A 16,632-nucleotide genomic window follows, 5' to 3' on the forward strand; every position below is an offset into this window, starting at 1 on the left:
AAATCAGTGAAAATCCTTTTACAAATATTTGTTGAGTTTTCTTTTTGATATGAGTAGAGTAAGTTCCAGCGACCCGATTTCGCCTTTCCGCCATTGATCCCCAGTATCCAAGAACACAGGCCGCCAGTGATATGAAAGCATCCGCCAGTCCTGCCAGAAGCAGCGGCCGCACAACACCTGCCACAACGCAGTCGTCGCCCGATGCCGCCTTCGCTCAGTCTTCGTTGGGACAGGCGTTGATGCATGTGCTGGCCAGCGGTTCTGCCTCGCAGCGGCAGATCGCCGACTACCTGCTGCGCAACCAGATGCGCGTCATTGCGCTGGGTATCGAAGAATTGGCCGACAGCTGCCAGGTGTCGACGGCCACCATCAGCCGCTTCGCGCGCGACATCGGCCAGAAGAATTATTCGGCCATGCGCGGCGCCATGGCCGAAACCTTGCAGGCGCTGCTGCAGCCGGTCGACAAGCTACGGCATACGATAGAGCGTCGCGCGCGCGCCACTTCGCCAGTCACGGAAAGTCTGGAATATGCGGCCGCGAACATCGCCGCCACGTCCGCCGCCTTGTCGCTGCCCGATATGCACGCCGTGGTACGGCGCCTGACGCACGCCAAGGTCGTGTATGTGATGGGTTTTGGCCTGTCTGCCAACCTGGCAGGCATGCTGGTGCAGCATCTGCAACCGTTTTGCCCGCATGTGGTGGAAGTGGTGGGCATCGGCGGCTCGGAAGTGGCGGCCGGCCACCTCGTCAACCTGACGGCACAGGACGTGCTGCTGGTGATTTCCTTCCCCCGCTATACGCTCGACTGCGTCGGCCTGGCCAGCTTTGCGCGCGACCGCGGCGCCTGCATCGTGGCGCTCACCGACTCTCCCGCGTCGCCACTGGCCGAATTGGCCGACCACGCGCTGTATGCGCAAAGCAGGCATCCCGTTCTGCCCAGCAGCGCCAGCACGGCGCTGGCCATGATCGAGGCGCTGGCCGTGGCGCTGATGGTATCGAACAGGGACAACGTCGACAAGGCCGCACGCCTGAGCGAGGTGATCGCCGCCTACCTCTATGGCGGCGAATACGGGGTGCAGCCCCCCAGGAAAACGGCAGCACAGCAGCGCAAGGCGGTACCTAAAAAGCAGTCATTATAAAAATCAGGGTCAACACCATCCGGGAGAGCGGGAATGCAGACGAAAAAACAACAGGACGGAACTGCGCTGCCACGTGAAGCGGTACTGGCGCATGCCGTGCGCCTGACGCTGGGCATTTTGAGCGCCACGGCGGCGCTGGCCATGCCGGGCAGCGCCGCGCTGGCGCAAGAGCTGGCGCAGCCCAAACTGCAGCGCGTGGAAATCACGGGATCGGCCATCAAGCGCCTGGAATCGGAGACGGCGCTGCCGGTGCAGATCATCACGCGCGCCGATATCGAAAAAGCGGGCGTGACGACGGCGGCCGAGCTGATGGCGCGCGTGTCGGCCAACGTGGGCGGACTGACCGATGGGGCCAGCATCAACGTGGGCGGCGACCAGCGCGGCTTCAACAGCGCCAACCTGCGCGGCGTGGGCACGTCATCGACCCTGGTGCTGCTTAATGGCCGGCGCATGGCCAACTTTGCCTCGCCCGGTGACGATGCGGGCGTTGACCTGAACAACATTCCCGCCGCCGCCCTGCAGCGCGTGGAAGTATTGCTCGACGGTGCTTCAGCCCTGTACGGCACGGACGCTATCGGCGGCGTCATTAATTTTATTACACGCAAGGATTACCAGGGCGTGGAGCTGAATGCCTACGGCGGCGGCACGCAGGAAGGCGGGGCCGGCAAGCGCACGGCCAGCATCACGGCAGGCACGGGCGACCTGGCGGAGGATGGCTATAATATCTTTGCCGTGGTCGACCTGCAGAAAACTGACCGCCTGAGCACCTCGCAGCGCAAGTTCATTCCGAACCTGCATGTGCCGGAGCGCCTCGGTCATTTGCTGTCCAGTTACACCAGTCCGGCGAATATCCGCCTGAGCAGCGACCAGCGCGACTACCTGCAGGAGCAGGGTTTTCTGCTCAATGGCCAGCCGATCACGAATCGCCTGATCAATCTGTCGATTCCAGGCTGCAGCGGACCGGCCAATGTGTACCTGCCGGCCGGCACGGGCGGCGTCGATGCGTGTACCTATAACTATATGGGCGACACCGAGCTGTATCCGAAAACGGACAAGCAGAACCTGCTGACCCGCGGCGTCCTCAAATTGAACAACGATCACCAGTTGTATGCGGAAGTGGCGTTGAGCCGTTCGCGCAGCTATTACGTGGGATCGACAGCGCGGCCGGATGGCGAAATCGATGCCAGCATGGTGCCGCAGCTGAGCGCTGCCGGGTTGACCGGCACGCTGGCCCTGCGCATCCGCCTGAACGAAGCGGGCATGCGCACCAGCGAATTGACCAGCGAAAGCCAGCGCTACGTGGTGGGCGCCACCGGCACCGTGGGCGGCTGGGATTACGACGTGGGCTTGAATCACAGTGTCAATGTGGTCAGGGACAAGGACACGCACGGCTACCTCCTGGCCGACCAGCTACAAAAGGGCATCACGGATGGCACCATCAATCCCTTCGGCCCCTCCAGCGCTGCGGGTAAGGCGCTGCTTGAGAACATCCAGGTCAACGACGAAGTGCGGCATGCGCGCGGCGTCATGGATGCGCTCGATTTCAAGGTGTCGCGTGCCTTGATGTCCATGGGCGGCGGCGACATGGCGCTGGCGGTGGGCGGCGAAGTGCGGCGCGAGCGCACGGACTTCCGGCCATCCGCATTGCTAATGAGCGGTAACATCACCAACGATGACGCGCCCGAAGGCGGCGTGGCCACCAGCGACAGCCGCAATGTGCAAGCCATCTATAGTGAATTGTTATTGCCGTTCAGCAAGCAATGGCAGGCGCAGCTGTCCGGCCGCTATGACCATTACCAGCAGGTGGGCGGCGCCCTCAGTCCGAAGGTCGGCCTGACCTACATGCCCAGCAAGCAGGTGCTGCTGCGCGCCTCGGCCGGCAAGGGTTTCCGGGCGCCGTCGATGTCGGACCTGCACCGGCCCACTGTCTATAGCCAGACGGCGACCCTGCCCGATCCCGTGTACTGCGAAGCCGAGAACAACGACTACTCTGTCTGCGCCGACAACTGGCGTACGCGCCGCTACAGCAACGACAAACTGAAACCGGAGCGCAGCCGCCAGTTCACGGCCGGCGTGGTGCTCGAACCCGGCCAGCACTGGACCTTCAGCCTGGATTACTGGAATATCAGGCGCACGGACCTGATCAGCGAAATCGGCGACGACATCATCCTGTCCAACCTGTCCAAGTACGGCAACCTCGTACACCGCGACGAAGACAATGGAATCCGCTACATCGAGCTGCGCAAGGAAAACCGCGGCGCGCAAAAAGCCTCGGGCATCGATATCACGGCCGACCTGCATGGCGTAAAAACGGCATGGGGGCATTTCGGCGGCCACCTGAGCGGCACCTACGTGCTCGATTCGAAAATCCAGACCAGCCCTGGCGATACTTTTGTCAGCAATCTCAATAAATTCGTCACGGACGGCGTGGTGCAGCGCTGGCGCCACACGATTACCCTGGATTGGGACCACGGGCCGTATTCGGCCAGCCTGTCGAACACGTATTCGAGCGGCTACGATGACCAGAACTCGGCCATCAATACCGACGACGGCAGCGTGGTCAAAGCGAACCGGGTGAAGGCCTATACGCTGTGGGACATGTCGGGCGCGTATGCGGTCAGCCAGCAGTTCAAGCTGCGCGCCGGCATCCAGAATCTGTTCAATACCAGTCCGCCATACTCGAACCAGGCGTATTTTTTCCTGTCCGGCTATGACCCCAGCTACGCGGACCCGCGTGGGCGGCGCTTCTATGCCAGCGCCAGTTACAGTTTCAGGTAAACGGCCGGAAAACACGAGATACCGCAATACCGCTGTCACACACAGCGGGTAGTATCGTAGTTCGATGGAGTTGGATTGCAAGCAGCAGTATTGGCAGCAAAGGCGCATGCCAGTATCAACAAGTGTGCGCCACTTTCTTTGCATTTGAAAGGCACCATGAAATCATCCGCAAGCCTGTATCAGAAATTCTGTGCCACGCTGCTGTCCGCGCTGGCGTTGTGCTGCTTCCACGCCATGGCGGCGCCCGGCGGCAGCGCCATCGGCAGTGCGCCGCAGGGCACCCTCGTCATTATCGGCGGCGGCCTGCGTGCCGACAATGCCGAAGTGTGGCAGCGCATCGTCAAGTTGTCGGGTGGTCCAGGCGCGCGCATCGCCGTGCTGGCCTCGGCCGCGATGAACCCGGAAAAATCGGGTGAAAGCATTATCAAAAAACTCAATCAATATGGCGCCGATGCCTTTTTCGTGCCGCTGGCCGTCAAGCTGGCCAATCGCGATTACCGCAAGGCTGCAGAAGACCCGGCCATCGTGACGCAGATCAAGTCGGCCACCGGCATCTATTTTGCCGGCGGCGACCAGGGCCGCATCACGCAAGCCCTGCTGCGCCCGGACGGCAGCCGCACGGCCGCGCTGGAAGCCATCTGGTCGGTCTACCGCAACGGCGGCGTGATCGCCGGTTCCAGCGCCGGCGCGGCCATCATGAGCACCACCATGTTCTATGATGCCAAGCCCGTGCTGGACATGCTGAAAATGGGCGTGACGGATGGCCGCGAAATCGCGCCGGGCCTGGGCTTCATCGGCAGCGACGTCTTCGTCGACCAGCATTTGCTGGTGCGTGGCCGTTTCGCGCGCATGATTCCCGTGATGCTGAAAAAAGGCTATCACCTGGGACTGGGCATCGATGAAAACAGCGCCATGGTGGTCGACGCCATGCGCGATGTGGAGGTCATCGGCTACAGTGGCGCCCTGTTGATCGACCTGTCGGGCGCCATCAGCGATCGCGGCGTGAAGAATTTCAATATCAGCAATGCGGCCATCAGTTACCTGGACCGGGGCGACAAATTCAATCTCGTCACGCGCGTGTTTACGCCCTCACCCGACAAGGCCGACAACAAGCTCGATCCGAACCAGCCCGACATGCGCGAACCCGTGTTTACCAACGATATCCTCGGCAACAACGCCGTGCTGGACCTGATGGGTAACCTGATCGACAATGCCCAGCAGGAAGCCATCGGCATCGCCTTCGGCAACCCGCGCGACCCGTATCCGGACCTGGGCTTCGAATTCCGCTTCAGTAAAACGGTCAACAGCGTCGGCTACAGCTCGACCGAGGCGGAAGCGTACTCGGTACTGAAACTGCGCCTTGACATCCGCCCGATCCAGCTGCGCCAGCCCCTGTACCGCTACAAGTAGCTTGCGCCGGCACGCCGCCAGCGGGGCCGGGCCGCGATCGTCAAGGCCCGCAGCAGCCACTCGACGGGGCCATACGCGTGGCCGCGCAGCCACCAGCGGCTCAATGGAAGCTGCAGGCTGAAGATGATGGCGGCCAGCACCAGGGCGCCCAGCGGCGAGACGCTGCCCATCAAGCGCGCGCCATACGCGAGGAACAGCCAGGCGCAGACGGCCGACTGCAGCAGGTAGTTCGACAGGGCCATGCGGCCCGTGTCGGCCAGCAGCGCAAACAGCATGCTGTCGCGCAGGCGCTCGAACAGGGCCAGCGCCAGCGCCAGGTAGGCGCCCGCCAGCAGCGGCGCGCTCGCCAGGCCGACGGCCAGTCCCGCTACCTGCCATGCCTGACTGTCGACATACACGGAGGTCCACGCATAAATGGCCGCGCCGGGCACACCCACCAGCGCGCCGGCCCACAGCAGGCGCCGGCGCAGCGGCAGATAGTCGGCGGCGTGCAGCAGCATCTCGCGCTTGCCGGCAGCCAGGCCGCACAGGAACATGGCCAGCGCGCAGGGCGCCTGCACCAGCAGCAGGACGATCCAGATTTCACTCAGTTCGCGCAGGTGCTGATTGACGACGGCGGCCGGCGTGGCGCGGTAGGCGGCCAGCGCGCTTGCCGCTTTCTGGGCCATCGCCACGGCGCTGTCCGCAGCGTCGCCCGCCGGCTGCAGGCTTTGCAGCCAGGCCATGCCTGACCAGAATGCCGCGCAGACGACGACTAGCACCAGGGCCAGGGACAGCGCCTGGCGTTCGCCGCAGCGGTGCAGCGCCAGCAGGACGATGCCCAGCACGGCGTAGGTGGTCAGTATGTCGCCATGAAACAGGAACACGGCATGCATGGCGCCAATCAGCCACAGGCCTGCTTGCCGGCGCAGCATGCGCGGCACGAATGGCGCCTCGGCGCGCGTGGCCGCCTGCATCTGCAAGGTGAAGCTGTAACCGAACAGGAAGGAAAACAGCAGATAGAACTTGGTCTCGAACAGCAGCGCGACGAGAAAATGCGTGGCGCGGTCGACGCCGCCGTGAAAGGCCGGATCGCTCAAGCCCAGGCCGAACCACGGCGTGGCGAAGGCGCCGATATTGACGACCAGGATGCCGAACAGGGCACAGCCGCGTAGGGCGTCGACGTCGGCGATGCGCGTGGGCGGGACTTTCATGGCGCCGCTGTTGCCCGGACCGGGTGCAGGAAGCGTGCCAGCAGCAGGTGCAAACCGGCGCGCTGCGCCAGCGGCGCGTAATCGGGATCGACGGCGACCCGGTTGAAGATGCCGTCGATCAGCGCGGCGATCCAGCCGGCCGTTTGCGCGGGGTCCAGCGCCGCGTCGATCTGGCCTGCTGCCGCCGCCTCTTCCAGCAAGGTTTGCAGGCCGCCGCGCAGGCCGGCGTCATTGCGCGCCACCCTGGCCGCGATGTCCGTGTCGCGCATCGCTTCAGCGGAAATTTCCAGCGTCAGGCCCGCAAAGTCCGCGTCGGCCGCCAGCGCCAGCACCAGGTCCATGAAGTCGAGCAAGGCGCCGTATGCATCCGCGCTGCCTTGCAGGCCGGCGAAATAGGCTGCCGTCTCGCTGCCTTCCTGGTCGACGATGGCGCCGATGATGGCTTGCTTGGTGGGGAAATAATGAAACAGGTTGCCGGGACTCATGCCCGCCTGCGCGCAGATGGCGGCGGTGCTGGTCTGGTGAAAGCCCTTGCGGGCGAAGCAGCTGCGCGCCGCCGTGAGAATGGCGGCGCGGCGCGCCGCATGTTTGTCGGGATCGATGGTGCGCATGGTGTTTGGCGGCCCTTTTAATTAATCGATTAATTAGTCTAATATAAAGGGATTACGCGACGCGGTCAAGCTGGGTGCTTTGCAGCGCCGATTCCTGTCGCTACAATGTGCCGCACCGGATTTTTCCATGCCCGCCGCCGGCGCCGCTGTTTGTTCGGAAAACCGTTTCTTTTACCCGTTTTTCTACCGTGTTAGGAATGAGATGCAGCAGACCCCGATCCGATCCCTCCTGTGCGCGCTGGCGCTGGCCGCCGGCATGGTTCCCGCCGTGCAGGCGGCCCAGCCAGCCACCATGCGCCTCGATTACCAGCATAGCGGCAATGCGCTGGGTGAACATTATGCGGTCGAGCGCGTGCTGGTCGAGCCCTTGCCATGGCCGGGCAACCTGGCGCGCCCCATCGACGACAGCAATCGCGGCAACAACATGCTGGAAGTGGTCGACATCAAGTCGGGTCAGGTGCTGTATTCGCGTGGTTTTTCCACCATTTTCGGCGAATGGGCCAGCACCGACGAAGCGAAAACCACCACGCGGGCCTTCCAGGAATCCGTGCGCTTCCCGCAGCCCGAGCGCCCGGTGCGCGTGCGCATCCTGAAACGCGACGAGCGCGGCCTGTTTTCCATTGTGTGGAGCACCGATGTCGACCCTGCCGCGCAGGATGTGATCCACAAACAGCCGCCGGCGCCCGTCAAGCCGATACCGATCCGCATCAGTGGGCCATCGAGCGACAAGGTCGACCTGCTGATCATGGGCGACGGCTACACGGCGGCCGAAATGGACAAGTTCGAGGCGACGGCGCGCAAGCTGGCCGAGCACCTGTTTACCGTCTCGCCATTTCGCGAGCGGGCCAATGACTTCAACCTGTGGGCCATGGCCGCGCCGACGCAGGAGTCAGGCGTGTCGCGTCCATCGACGGGCGTGCACCACGCCTCGCCGCTGGGCACGCGCTACGATATCTTCGGCAGCGAGCGCTATGTGCTGACGACGGACAACCGCGCCCTGCGCGACCTGGCGCAATACGCGCCGTATGAGTTCATCGAAATCCTCGTCAATAACGATACCTATGGCGGCGGCGGCATCTTCGGCCAGTTCAGCACGGCGGCGGCGAACAACGATTGGGCCAATTACCTGTTCGTGCATGAATTCGGCCACCATTTCGCCGGCCTGGCCGACGAGTACTACACTTCGCCCGTGGCCTATCAGTCGAATGGCGAGCGCCAGGAACCGTGGGAGCCGAACGCCACGGCGCTGCGCGATCCGTCCAAACTGAAATGGAAGAGCCACATCAAGGCCGGCACGCCGCTGCCGACGCCATGGCCGAAGGAAGCGTACGACAGCCATGCGCGTGAGTATCAGCAGCAGCGCGCGGCCCTGCGGGCGGCGAACCGCCCGGAAAGCGAGATGAGCGCCTTGTTCAAGGCCGACCTGGCCTACACGCAGCAGTTGTTTTCCAAGGCCCCGCAGCGTCATGCGGTGGGCGCGTTCGAGGGGGCGAACTACGAATCGTCCGGTTACTACCGGCCCGAGATGCAATGCATCATGTTTGACCGCAGCGAGACCTTCTGTTCCGTGTGCCGGGATGGCATCAGCACCATCATCGACCTGTATTCGCGTCCTGCGGCAGCGCCGGGCAAATAATGCCGTTTCTGTCATTCCTGTAATTCATGGTAGGCCATGTTGCAATGCAATAGCATGGCCGCCTTTTTTGCCTTTCCTCCCCTTCCTGCGTCGCAGCCGTGCATCTGTGCTGGTGTTTCCAGCAATACCAATTTACGTTTGCTGCTGCCCTTTTCTTCCCGTCAGCCCGATACTGTTATTAAATACATATGACGATTCGATTGCTTAGAAATTATTTCATTTAAATAATATTGATGTAGAATTTGATGTACATCAATGTTGCATCGCCGCAATCGCACTTATAGTTGACCTAGCTCAAAAGCGTTCTGCATGCGGATCGGACACATCGCGAATCACGCATCGAAATGCTGTAGAGTAATTTTCGCCCCGTACCAGTTCCCCGAGAATGCACTGGTGCGGGCTTCGAATTTCAGTGACGGAAGCCAGATTCATGAAGATGCCGATCCCCGCGCCCGACGCGTGCAGTACCCTCCATCCCCACACTCCCATCGTGTTGCCCTATGCGCGTGCCGGCGGCATGACGCTGGCCACTGGCGCCGCCGCCGTCTGCGCTGGCGCGGTGCCGTGCGTGCACGCGGCCACGCCCTGGCCGCCATTGCGTCCGTCCAGGTCATGATGGCGCCCGTGTCGCCGTCTCCGACGTTGCAGGGCAAGCGGGGGCTGGTGGTGGGTATCGCCAACATGCAAAGCATCGCCTGGGGCTGCGCCAGCGCACTGCGCGCAGCGGGCGCCGACCTGGCCGTGACCTGGCTCAATGACAAGGCCCGCCCCCATGTGGAGCCGCTGGCGCGGCAGGTGCAGGCTGCCATCATGGCACCGCTCGACGTGTCCGTGCCGGGGCAGCTGGAAGCCCTGTTCGCGCAGATTGAACGGCAATGGGGCACGCTTGATTTCGTCGTCCATTCCATCGCCTACGCGCCGAAGCAGGACTTGCATGGCCGCGTGGCGGACAGTTCGGCCGACGGTTTTGCGCAGGCGATGGATATCTCCTGCCATTCCTTCATGCGCATGGCGAAGCTGGCCGAACCCCTGATGCCGGACGGCGGCAGCCTGATGACCATGAGTTATCTGGGTGCGGAGGAAGTCATCGCCGACTACGGCCTGATGGGCCCCGTGAAGGCGGCGCTGGAAGCGTCGGTGCGCTACCTGGCCGCCGAACTGGGGCCGCAAGGCATCCGCGTCAACGCCATTTCGCCAGGGCCACTGGAGACGCGGGCCGCTTCCGGCATTGCCCATTTCGACCGCCTGATGGCTGACGCCATCGAACGCTCGCCCCTGCGCCGCCTGGCCACCATCGAGGACGTGGGCGCGCTGTGCGCTTTCCTCGCCGGCGATGGCGCGCGCGCCATCACGGGCGGCACCCTGTATGTCGATGGCGGCTACAACATTCTGAATTGACTGGAAGATGATGACCATGGCTGTTTCTGCTTTGCCCCCTTGCGCCAGAATGGCGGCATTTGCTGCCAGCTTGCTGCTGGCCGGCTGCGCCTCGCTGGCGCCGCCATATGCGCCACCGCCGCTGCCCGTGGCGGCGCAGTATCCTGAAAATGACGCTGCCGGCGCACATGCGCCCGACGTGGCCTGGCAAGCCTACTTTGCCGATCCGCGCCTGCAGGCGCTCATTGCGCGGGCGCTGGCCGGCAACCGCGACATCCGTATTGCCGCCCTGCGCGTGGAAGAGGCGCGCGCGGCGTACGGCATCCAGCGCGCGGAACAGTTTCCCACCATCGCGCTGGGCGCCTCCGGCAGCCGCGCGCGGGTGCCGGCTGACCTGAGCGTGACGGGCCGTCCCATGACGAGCGCGCAATACCAGGCGGGCTTGAACGTGAGCGCCTGGGAACTCGACTTCTGGGGCCGCGTGCGCAGCCTGAATGACAGCGCGCTGCAAACCCTGCTGGCCAGCGACGAGGCGCGCCGCGCCGTCGGCGTGGCCCTGGTGGCGCAGGTGGCCAATGGCTACCTGGGCTTGCGCGAACTCGACGAACGCGTGGAACTGGCGCGCGCCACGGTCGACAGCCGCGCCGAATCGCTGCGCATCTTTACGCGCCGCTTCGAAGTCGGTTCGATTTCCAAGCTGGACCTGACGCAGGTGGAAACCCTGCTCAGCCAGGCCCTGTCGCTGTCGGCCCAGCTGGAGCAGGCGCGCGCCGTGCAGGCGCACGCGCTGGCCCAGCTGGTGGGCGGTCCCGTCGACCTGACGCCGGTCGCTGGTGAGGTGCGCCGCTTCGACGACGCCAGCGTGCTGCAGCCGCTGCATGCGGGCCTGCCGTCGGCCTTGCTCACGCAGCGCCCCGACCTGATCGCCGCCGAGCACCAGCTGCGCGCCGCGCAGGCCAATATCGGCGCCGCGCGCGCCGCCTTCTTTCCCACCATTTCGCTGACGGCGGGCTACGGCACGGCCAGCGCGGAACTGAGCGGCTTGTTCGATTCGGGCAGCGGCGCCTGGAATTTTGCGCCGCGCCTGGTGCTGCCGATTTTTGATGCAGGCCGCCTGCGCGCCAACATGGAGCTGGCCGAAGTGCGCCGCGACGTCGCCGTCGCCAACTATGAAAAGAGCGTGCAGGGCGCCTTCCGTGAAGTGGCCGACGCGCTGTCGAACCGGCGCTGGCTGGCGCTGCAGGTCGATATCGGCAAAACCACCCTGGCCGCGCAGAGCGAACGCGCACGCCTGGCCAAGCTGCGCTACGACAATGGCGCCGCGCCCTACCTGGAAGTGCTCGATGCCCAGCGCGACCTGCTGACGGTGGAGCAGCAGCTGGTGCAGACGCGCCGCGCATTGCTCTCGAGCCAGGTCAGCCTGTATGCGGCCCTGGGCGGCGGTGCGCCCGTCACCTCCGCCAGTTCAGCCACCGCTTCCGCCCACTAATTTGATCGCCCTGATACCCATGACTCCACAACTGAAGAAAAAACTCATTCCCGCCGCGCTGGTCGTGGCCGTTCTCGTGCTGGGCTACGTGGCCTGGCAAAAAATGCGCCCCACGGGCCCTGGCGAAGGCTTTGTCAGCGGCAATGGCCGCATCGAGGCGACGGAAATCGACGTTGCCACCAAGCTGGCCGGCAGGGTCAAGGAGATCCTCGTGCGCGAGGGCGACTTCGTCAAGGCGGGCCAGCCGCTGGCCAGCATGCAGGTCGATTCCCTGACGGCCCAGCGCGACGAGGCGCGCGCACGCCAGCAGCAGGCGTCCGATGCCGTGGTCGGCGCGCAGGCGCAGGTGGCCGTGCGCGAGAGCGACAAGGCGGCCGCGCTGGCCATGGTGGCGCAGCGCGAAAGCGAACTCGATGCGGCCAAGCGCCGCCTGGCACGCTCCGAAACCCTGTCGAAGGAGGGGGCTTCCTCGGTGCAGGAGCTCGACGACGACCGCGCCCGCGTGCGCAGCGTGGCCGCCGCCCTGAATGCGGCCAAGGCGCAGGTGACGGCGGCGCAGGCTGCCATCGACGCGGCAAAAGCGCAAGTGGTCGGCTCGCGTTCCGCCGTGGTGGCCGCCGAGGCGACCACGGCGCGCATCGATTCGGATCTGGCCGATGGCCAGCTGACGGCGCCGCGCGACGGCCGCGTGCAATACCTGGTGGCGCAGCAGGGCGAGGTGCTGGCGGGCGGCGGCAAGGTGCTCAACCTGGTCGACCTGTCGGACGTCTACATGACCTTCTTCCTGCCCGAGACGGCGGCCGGCAAGGTGGCGCTGGGCGGCGAAGTGCGCATCATCCTTGATGCGGCGCCCAATTATGTGATTCCAGCGACGATTTCCTTCGTTGCCGCCAGCGCGCAGTTCACGCCAAAGACGGTGGAAACGGCCAGCGAGCGCCAGAAACTCATGTTCCGCGTGAAAGCGCAGATCAGCCGCGAACTGCTGCTAAAGCATCTGGCCCTCGTCAAAGTGGGTTTGCCCGGCGTGGCCTGGGTGCGTCTTGATGCAAAGCAGGCATGGCCCGCTGAACTGACGGCCAAGGTTCCGCAGTGAGCATGGACGCAACCCCCTTTGTCGTCAGCATCAAGGGCGTCAGCCAGCATTACGGCAAGACGGTGGCGCTCGACGCCATCGACCTGGACGTGCCGGCCGGCCGCATGGTTGGCCTGATCGGTCCCGACGGCGTGGGCAAATCGAGCCTGCTGTCGCTGGTGGCCGGCGCGCGCGCCGTGCAGCAGGGCAGCGTGATGGCGCTGGGCGGCGACATGCAGGATGTGCGCCATCGCGACGACGTCTGCCCGCGTATCGCCTACATGCCGCAAGGCCTGGGCAAGAATCTGTATCCGACCCTGTCGGTCGAGGAAAACCTGCAGTTTTTCGCGCGCCTGTTCGGCCACGACGCGGCTGAACGCCGTCGCCGCATCGATCAGCTGACCCGCAGCACGGGCCTGCAGCCCTTCCTCGCGCGGCCGGCGGGCAAGCTGTCGGGCGGCATGAAGCAGAAACTGGGGCTGTGCTGCGCCCTGATCCACGATCCCGACCTGCTCATTCTCGATGAACCGACCACCGGCGTCGATCCGCTGGCGCGCGCCCAGTTCTGGGACCTGATCGCCGGCATTCGCGTGCAGCGCCCGCAAATGAGCGTGATGGTGGCCACCGCCTACATGGACGAGGCGCAGCGTTTCGATTGGCTCGTCGCCATGGATGACGGCAAGGTCCTGGACACGGGCACGCCGGCTGAACTGCTGGCGCGCACGCAAAGCGACAACCTGGAAGCGGCCTTTATCAAGCTGCTGCCCGAAGCCAAGCGCGCGGGCCACCAGCCCGTGGTCATCACGCCGCTGGACGCGGCCAGCGCGCAGGACGTCGCCATCGAGGCGCAGGAGCTGACCATGCGCTTCGGCGACTTCACGGCCGTCGACCATGTGAATTTCCGCATCGGCCGCGGCGAGATCTTCGGTTTTCTTGGCTCGAACGGCTGCGGCAAGTCGACCACCATGAAGATGCTCACGGGTCTGCTGCCGGCCACGGAAGGCAAGGCCTGGCTGTTCGGCAAGGAGGTCGATTCCAACGACATCGACACGCGCCGCAGGGTCGGCTACATGTCGCAGGCGTTTTCCCTGTACAGCGAACTGACGGTGCGCCAGAACCTGGTGCTGCACGCGCGCCTGTTCCACGTGCCGGAGGGCGAGATCGCGGCAAGGATCGACGAAATGGCGCAGCGCTTCGACCTGTGCGACGTGATGGAGGATTTGCCCGACAGCCTGCCCTTGGGCATACGCCAGCGCCTGTCGCTGGCCGTGGCCATGGTGCACAAACCGGAAATGCTGATCCTCGACGAGCCGACCTCCGGCGTCGACCCGATCGCGCGCGACAATTTCTGGCGCCTGATGATCGAGCTGGCGCGGCGCGACCGCGTCACCATTTTCATCTCCACCCACTTCATGAACGAGGCCGAGCGCTGCGACCGCATATCGCTGATGCATGCGGGTAAAGTGCTGGTCAGCGATGCGCCGGCGGAACTGGTGCGCAAGAAGGGCGCACCGTCGCTGGAGGCGGCCTTCATCGCCTACCTGGAAGAGGCGGGCGGCGGCACGGCGCCGGCGGCGCAGGAAAGCGAAGCGCCCGTGCAGAAAGCTGAAACGGCCGCACCGCAGCAGCAGCAGCAGCAGCAGCAGCAGCGCAGCCGCTTCAGCCTGGGCCGCATGCTCAGCTACATGTGGCGCGAAACGCTGGAGTTGCGGCGCGACCCCGTGCGCCTGACGCTGGCGCTGGGCGGCTCGGTGCTGCTGCTGTTCGTCATCGGCTTCGGCATCAGCCTGGACGTCGAAGACCTCAGCTATGCGGTGCTCGATCACGACCAGACGACCCTGAGCCAGAATTACACGAACAACCTGGCCGGTTCGCGTTACTTCGTCGAGAAGGCGCCGCTGCGCGACTACGCCGATATCGACAAGCGCATGCGCAGCGGCGAACTGTCGCTGGCCATCGAGATTCCGCCCGGCTTCGCGCGCGACGTGCAGCGCGGCGCGCCGGCGCAGGTGGGCGCGTGGATCGACGGCGCCATGCCGATGCGCGCCGAAACCGTGCAGGGCTACGTGCAGGGCATGCATCAGCTGTGGCTGGCCGACCAGGCCTTGCACCGCTACGGCATCACGATGAGCAACCCGGTCGCCATCCAGACGCGCTACCGCTACAACCCGGACGTGAAAAGCCTGCCCGCCATGGTGCCGGCCGTGATTCCTTTGCTGCTGCTGATGCTGCCGGCCATGCTGGCGGCGTTGTCCGTGGTGCGCGAAAAGGAACTCGGTTCCATCATCAATCTGTACGTGACGCCCGTCACGCGCCTGGAATTCTTGCTCGGCAAGCAAGTGCCGTACGTCGTGCTGGCCATGTTCAACTTCGTCCTCATGGCGCTGCTGGCGGTCACCGCCTTCGGCGTGCCGATCAAGGGCAGCTTGCCGACCCTGATCGGCGCCACCTTCATCTTCAATATCTGCGCCACCGGCATCGGCCTGTTCGCCTCGACGTTTACGCGCAGCCAGATCGCGGCCCTGTTCGTGACCATGATCGGCACCATGATCCCGGCCATCCAGTTTTCCGGCCTGCTCAATCCCGTCTCGTCGATGGAAGGCGTGGGCAAGGCCATCGGCCTGATGTATCCGGCCACGCACATGCTCAACATCAGCCGCGGCGTGTTCAACAAGGCGCTGGGCTTCGGCGACTTGCACGCTTCGTTCTGGCCCCTGATCGTCGCCATTCCCGTGATCCTCGGCGTGACCGTGGCGCTGCTGAAGAAACAGGAGTCGTAAGCGTATGCGCCACCTTGAAAACATCTACCGCCTGGGCGTGAAGGAAATCTGGAGCCTGATCCGCGATCCGATGATGCTGATCCTGATCCTCTACACGTTTACGCTGGCCATCTATGTGGCCGCTACGGCCAAGCCGGAAACCTTGCACATGGCCTCGATCGCCATCGTCGACGAGGACGGCTCGCCGCTGTCCGGACGCATCGCCTCGGCCTTCTTCCCGCCGCAGTTCACGCCGCCGGCCATGATCAACCAGAGCCAGGTCGACGCGGGCCTGGACGCGGGCCAGTACACCTTCGTGCTGACGATACCGCCCAAGCTGCAGGCCGACGTGCTGGGCGGGCGCCACGCGGAATTGCAGCTGAACGTGGACGCCACGCGCATGAGCCAGGCCTTCAGCGGCAGCGGCTACATCCAGCAGATCGTCGCCGGCGAGGTGTCCGAATTCGCCAAACGCTATCGGGGCGCGACCGTCTCGCCGGTGGAGCTGGTGATGCGCGCGCGCTTCAATCCTTCGCTGAGCCAGGCGTGGTTTGGCTCGCTGATGGAAATCATCAACCAGGTGACGATGCTGTCGATCATCCTTACGGGCGCAGCCCTGATCCGCGAGCGCGAACACGGCACTATCGAGCATCTGCTGGTGATGCCCGTGACACCGGCCGAGATCATGCTGGGCAAGGTCTGGTCGATGGGCCTCGTGGTGCTGCTGGCCGCGGCCCTGTCGCTGAACCTGGTGGTGCGCGGCATGCTGCACGTGCCGATCGAGGGCTCGATCGCGCTGTTCCTGTGCGGCGCGGCCCTGCACCTGTTCGCCACCACCTCGATGGGGATTTTCCTCGCCACCGTGGCGCGCAGCATGCCGCAGTTCGGCATGCTATTGATCCTCGTGCTGCTGCCGCTGCAGATGCTCTCGGGCGGCAGCACGCCGCGCGAAAGCATGCCGGAGCTGGTGCAGAACATCATGCTGATCGCGCCCACCACGCATTTCGTCGAATTGAGCCAGGCGATTCTGTACCGGGGCGCCGGCATCGATGTGGTGTGGAAGCCTTTCCTGGCCCTGCTGGCGATCGGCACGGCCCTGTTCACGTTCGCCCTTGCCCGCTTTCGCAAGACCATCAGCCAGATGGCGTAGGTTCCGTGCCGGATCGCC

At 64.6% G+C, this 16,632-nt stretch carries 11 protein-coding genes; 9 read left to right on the forward strand and 2 right to left on the reverse strand.

What is annotated here, in order from left to right; genetic code table 11:
* The first annotated feature begins 239 nt into the window (after positions 1-239).
* The 3 genes from CBW50_RS00545 (at position 240) to CBW50_RS00555 (ending at position 5,327) form a co-directional block, all read left to right on the forward strand.
* On the forward strand, positions 240-1,139 hold the full coding sequence (locus CBW50_RS00545) for a MurR/RpiR family transcriptional regulator (RefSeq protein WP_226935432.1): 900 nt from the start codon (positions 240-242) through the stop codon (positions 1,137-1,139).
* 33 nt (positions 1,140-1,172) lie between these two features.
* A complete protein-coding gene (locus tag CBW50_RS00550) occupies positions 1,173-3,917 on the forward strand; it encodes a TonB-dependent receptor (RefSeq protein WP_086143699.1) in 2,745 nt (914 codons plus the stop codon).
* Positions 3,918-4,073: 156 nt separating this feature from the next.
* Complete coding sequence (locus CBW50_RS00555; protein ID WP_086143700.1) at positions 4,074-5,327, forward strand: cyanophycinase; 1,254 nt, start codon at positions 4,074-4,076, stop codon at positions 5,325-5,327.
* On the opposite strand, the gene CBW50_RS00560 is transcribed toward CBW50_RS00555, so the two are convergent.
* Both CBW50_RS00560 and CBW50_RS00565 read right to left on the reverse strand, forming a co-directional pair.
* On the reverse strand, positions 5,318-6,520 hold the full coding sequence (locus tag CBW50_RS00560; protein ID WP_086143701.1) for a DUF418 domain-containing protein: 1,203 nt from the start codon (positions 6,518-6,520) through the stop codon (positions 5,318-5,320). The two genes, CBW50_RS00555 and CBW50_RS00560, sit on opposite strands and share 10 nt — an antisense overlap.
* The gene (locus CBW50_RS00565) at positions 6,517-7,131 is read right to left on the reverse strand and encodes a TetR/AcrR family transcriptional regulator (RefSeq protein WP_086143702.1); all 615 of its coding nucleotides are present in this window, start codon (positions 7,129-7,131) and stop codon (positions 6,517-6,519) included. Before CBW50_RS00565 ends, CBW50_RS00560 begins: the two co-directional genes overlap by 4 nt.
* A 202-nt stretch (positions 7,132-7,333) precedes the next feature.
* Between CBW50_RS00565 and CBW50_RS00570 the strand changes: the two genes are divergently transcribed.
* From CBW50_RS00570 to CBW50_RS00595, 6 genes are all read left to right on the forward strand, one after another.
* Complete coding sequence (locus CBW50_RS00570; RefSeq protein ID WP_172404639.1) at positions 7,334-8,767, forward strand: IgA Peptidase M64; 1,434 nt, start codon at positions 7,334-7,336, stop codon at positions 8,765-8,767.
* 615 nt (positions 8,768-9,382) lie between these two features.
* The gene (fabI, locus tag CBW50_RS00575; RefSeq protein ID WP_086143971.1) at positions 9,383-10,165 is read left to right on the forward strand and encodes an enoyl-ACP reductase FabI; all 783 of its coding nucleotides are present in this window, start codon (positions 9,383-9,385) and stop codon (positions 10,163-10,165) included.
* A gap of 10 nt (positions 10,166-10,175) precedes the next feature.
* Positions 10,176-11,633, forward strand: coding sequence for an efflux transporter outer membrane subunit (locus CBW50_RS00580; RefSeq protein WP_086143703.1), 1,458 nt, complete (start codon positions 10,176-10,178; stop codon positions 11,631-11,633).
* 19 nt (positions 11,634-11,652) lie between these two features.
* Complete coding sequence (locus CBW50_RS00585) at positions 11,653-12,726, forward strand: HlyD family efflux transporter periplasmic adaptor subunit (protein ID WP_086143972.1); 1,074 nt, start codon at positions 11,653-11,655, stop codon at positions 12,724-12,726.
* Between the two features lie 2 nt (positions 12,727-12,728).
* A complete protein-coding gene (rbbA, locus tag CBW50_RS00590; RefSeq protein ID WP_086143704.1) occupies positions 12,729-15,485 on the forward strand; it encodes a ribosome-associated ATPase/putative transporter RbbA in 2,757 nt (918 codons plus the stop codon).
* A gap of 4 nt (positions 15,486-15,489) precedes the next feature.
* The gene (locus CBW50_RS00595) at positions 15,490-16,614 is read left to right on the forward strand and encodes an ABC transporter permease (RefSeq protein WP_086143705.1); all 1,125 of its coding nucleotides are present in this window, start codon (positions 15,490-15,492) and stop codon (positions 16,612-16,614) included.
* Positions 16,615-16,632: the final 18 nt, after the last annotated feature.

It is taken from the genome of Janthinobacterium sp. GW458P, assembly GCF_002127585.1.
Classification (GTDB): domain Bacteria; phylum Pseudomonadota; class Gammaproteobacteria; order Burkholderiales; family Burkholderiaceae_D; genus Janthinobacterium.

Excerpts from the sequence above, each read along its gene's own strand:
- CBW50_RS00545 (WP_226935432.1), top strand. The coding sequence starts at position 240 with ATGCATGTGCTGGCCAGCGGTTCTGCCTCGCAGCGGCAGATCGCCGAC.
- CBW50_RS00550 (WP_086143699.1), top strand. The coding sequence starts at position 1,173 with ATGCAGACGAAAAAACAACAGGACGGAACTGCGCTGCCACGTGAAGCG.
- CBW50_RS00555 (WP_086143700.1), top strand. The coding sequence starts at position 4,074 with ATGAAATCATCCGCAAGCCTGTATCAGAAATTCTGTGCCACGCTGCTG.
- CBW50_RS00560 (WP_086143701.1), bottom strand. The coding sequence starts at position 6,520 with ATGAAAGTCCCGCCCACGCGCATCGCCGACGTCGACGCCCTACGCGGC.
- CBW50_RS00565 (WP_086143702.1), bottom strand. The coding sequence starts at position 7,131 with ATGCGCACCATCGATCCCGACAAACATGCGGCGCGCCGCGCCGCCATT.
- CBW50_RS00570 (WP_172404639.1), top strand. The coding sequence starts at position 7,334 with ATGCAGCAGACCCCGATCCGATCCCTCCTGTGCGCGCTGGCGCTGGCC.
- fabI (WP_086143971.1), top strand. The coding sequence starts at position 9,383 with ATGGCGCCCGTGTCGCCGTCTCCGACGTTGCAGGGCAAGCGGGGGCTG.
- CBW50_RS00580 (WP_086143703.1), top strand. The coding sequence starts at position 10,176 with ATGACCATGGCTGTTTCTGCTTTGCCCCCTTGCGCCAGAATGGCGGCA.
- CBW50_RS00585 (WP_086143972.1), top strand. The coding sequence starts at position 11,653 with ATGACTCCACAACTGAAGAAAAAACTCATTCCCGCCGCGCTGGTCGTG.
- rbbA (WP_086143704.1), top strand. The coding sequence starts at position 12,729 with ATGGACGCAACCCCCTTTGTCGTCAGCATCAAGGGCGTCAGCCAGCAT.
- CBW50_RS00595 (WP_086143705.1), top strand. The coding sequence starts at position 15,490 with ATGCGCCACCTTGAAAACATCTACCGCCTGGGCGTGAAGGAAATCTGG.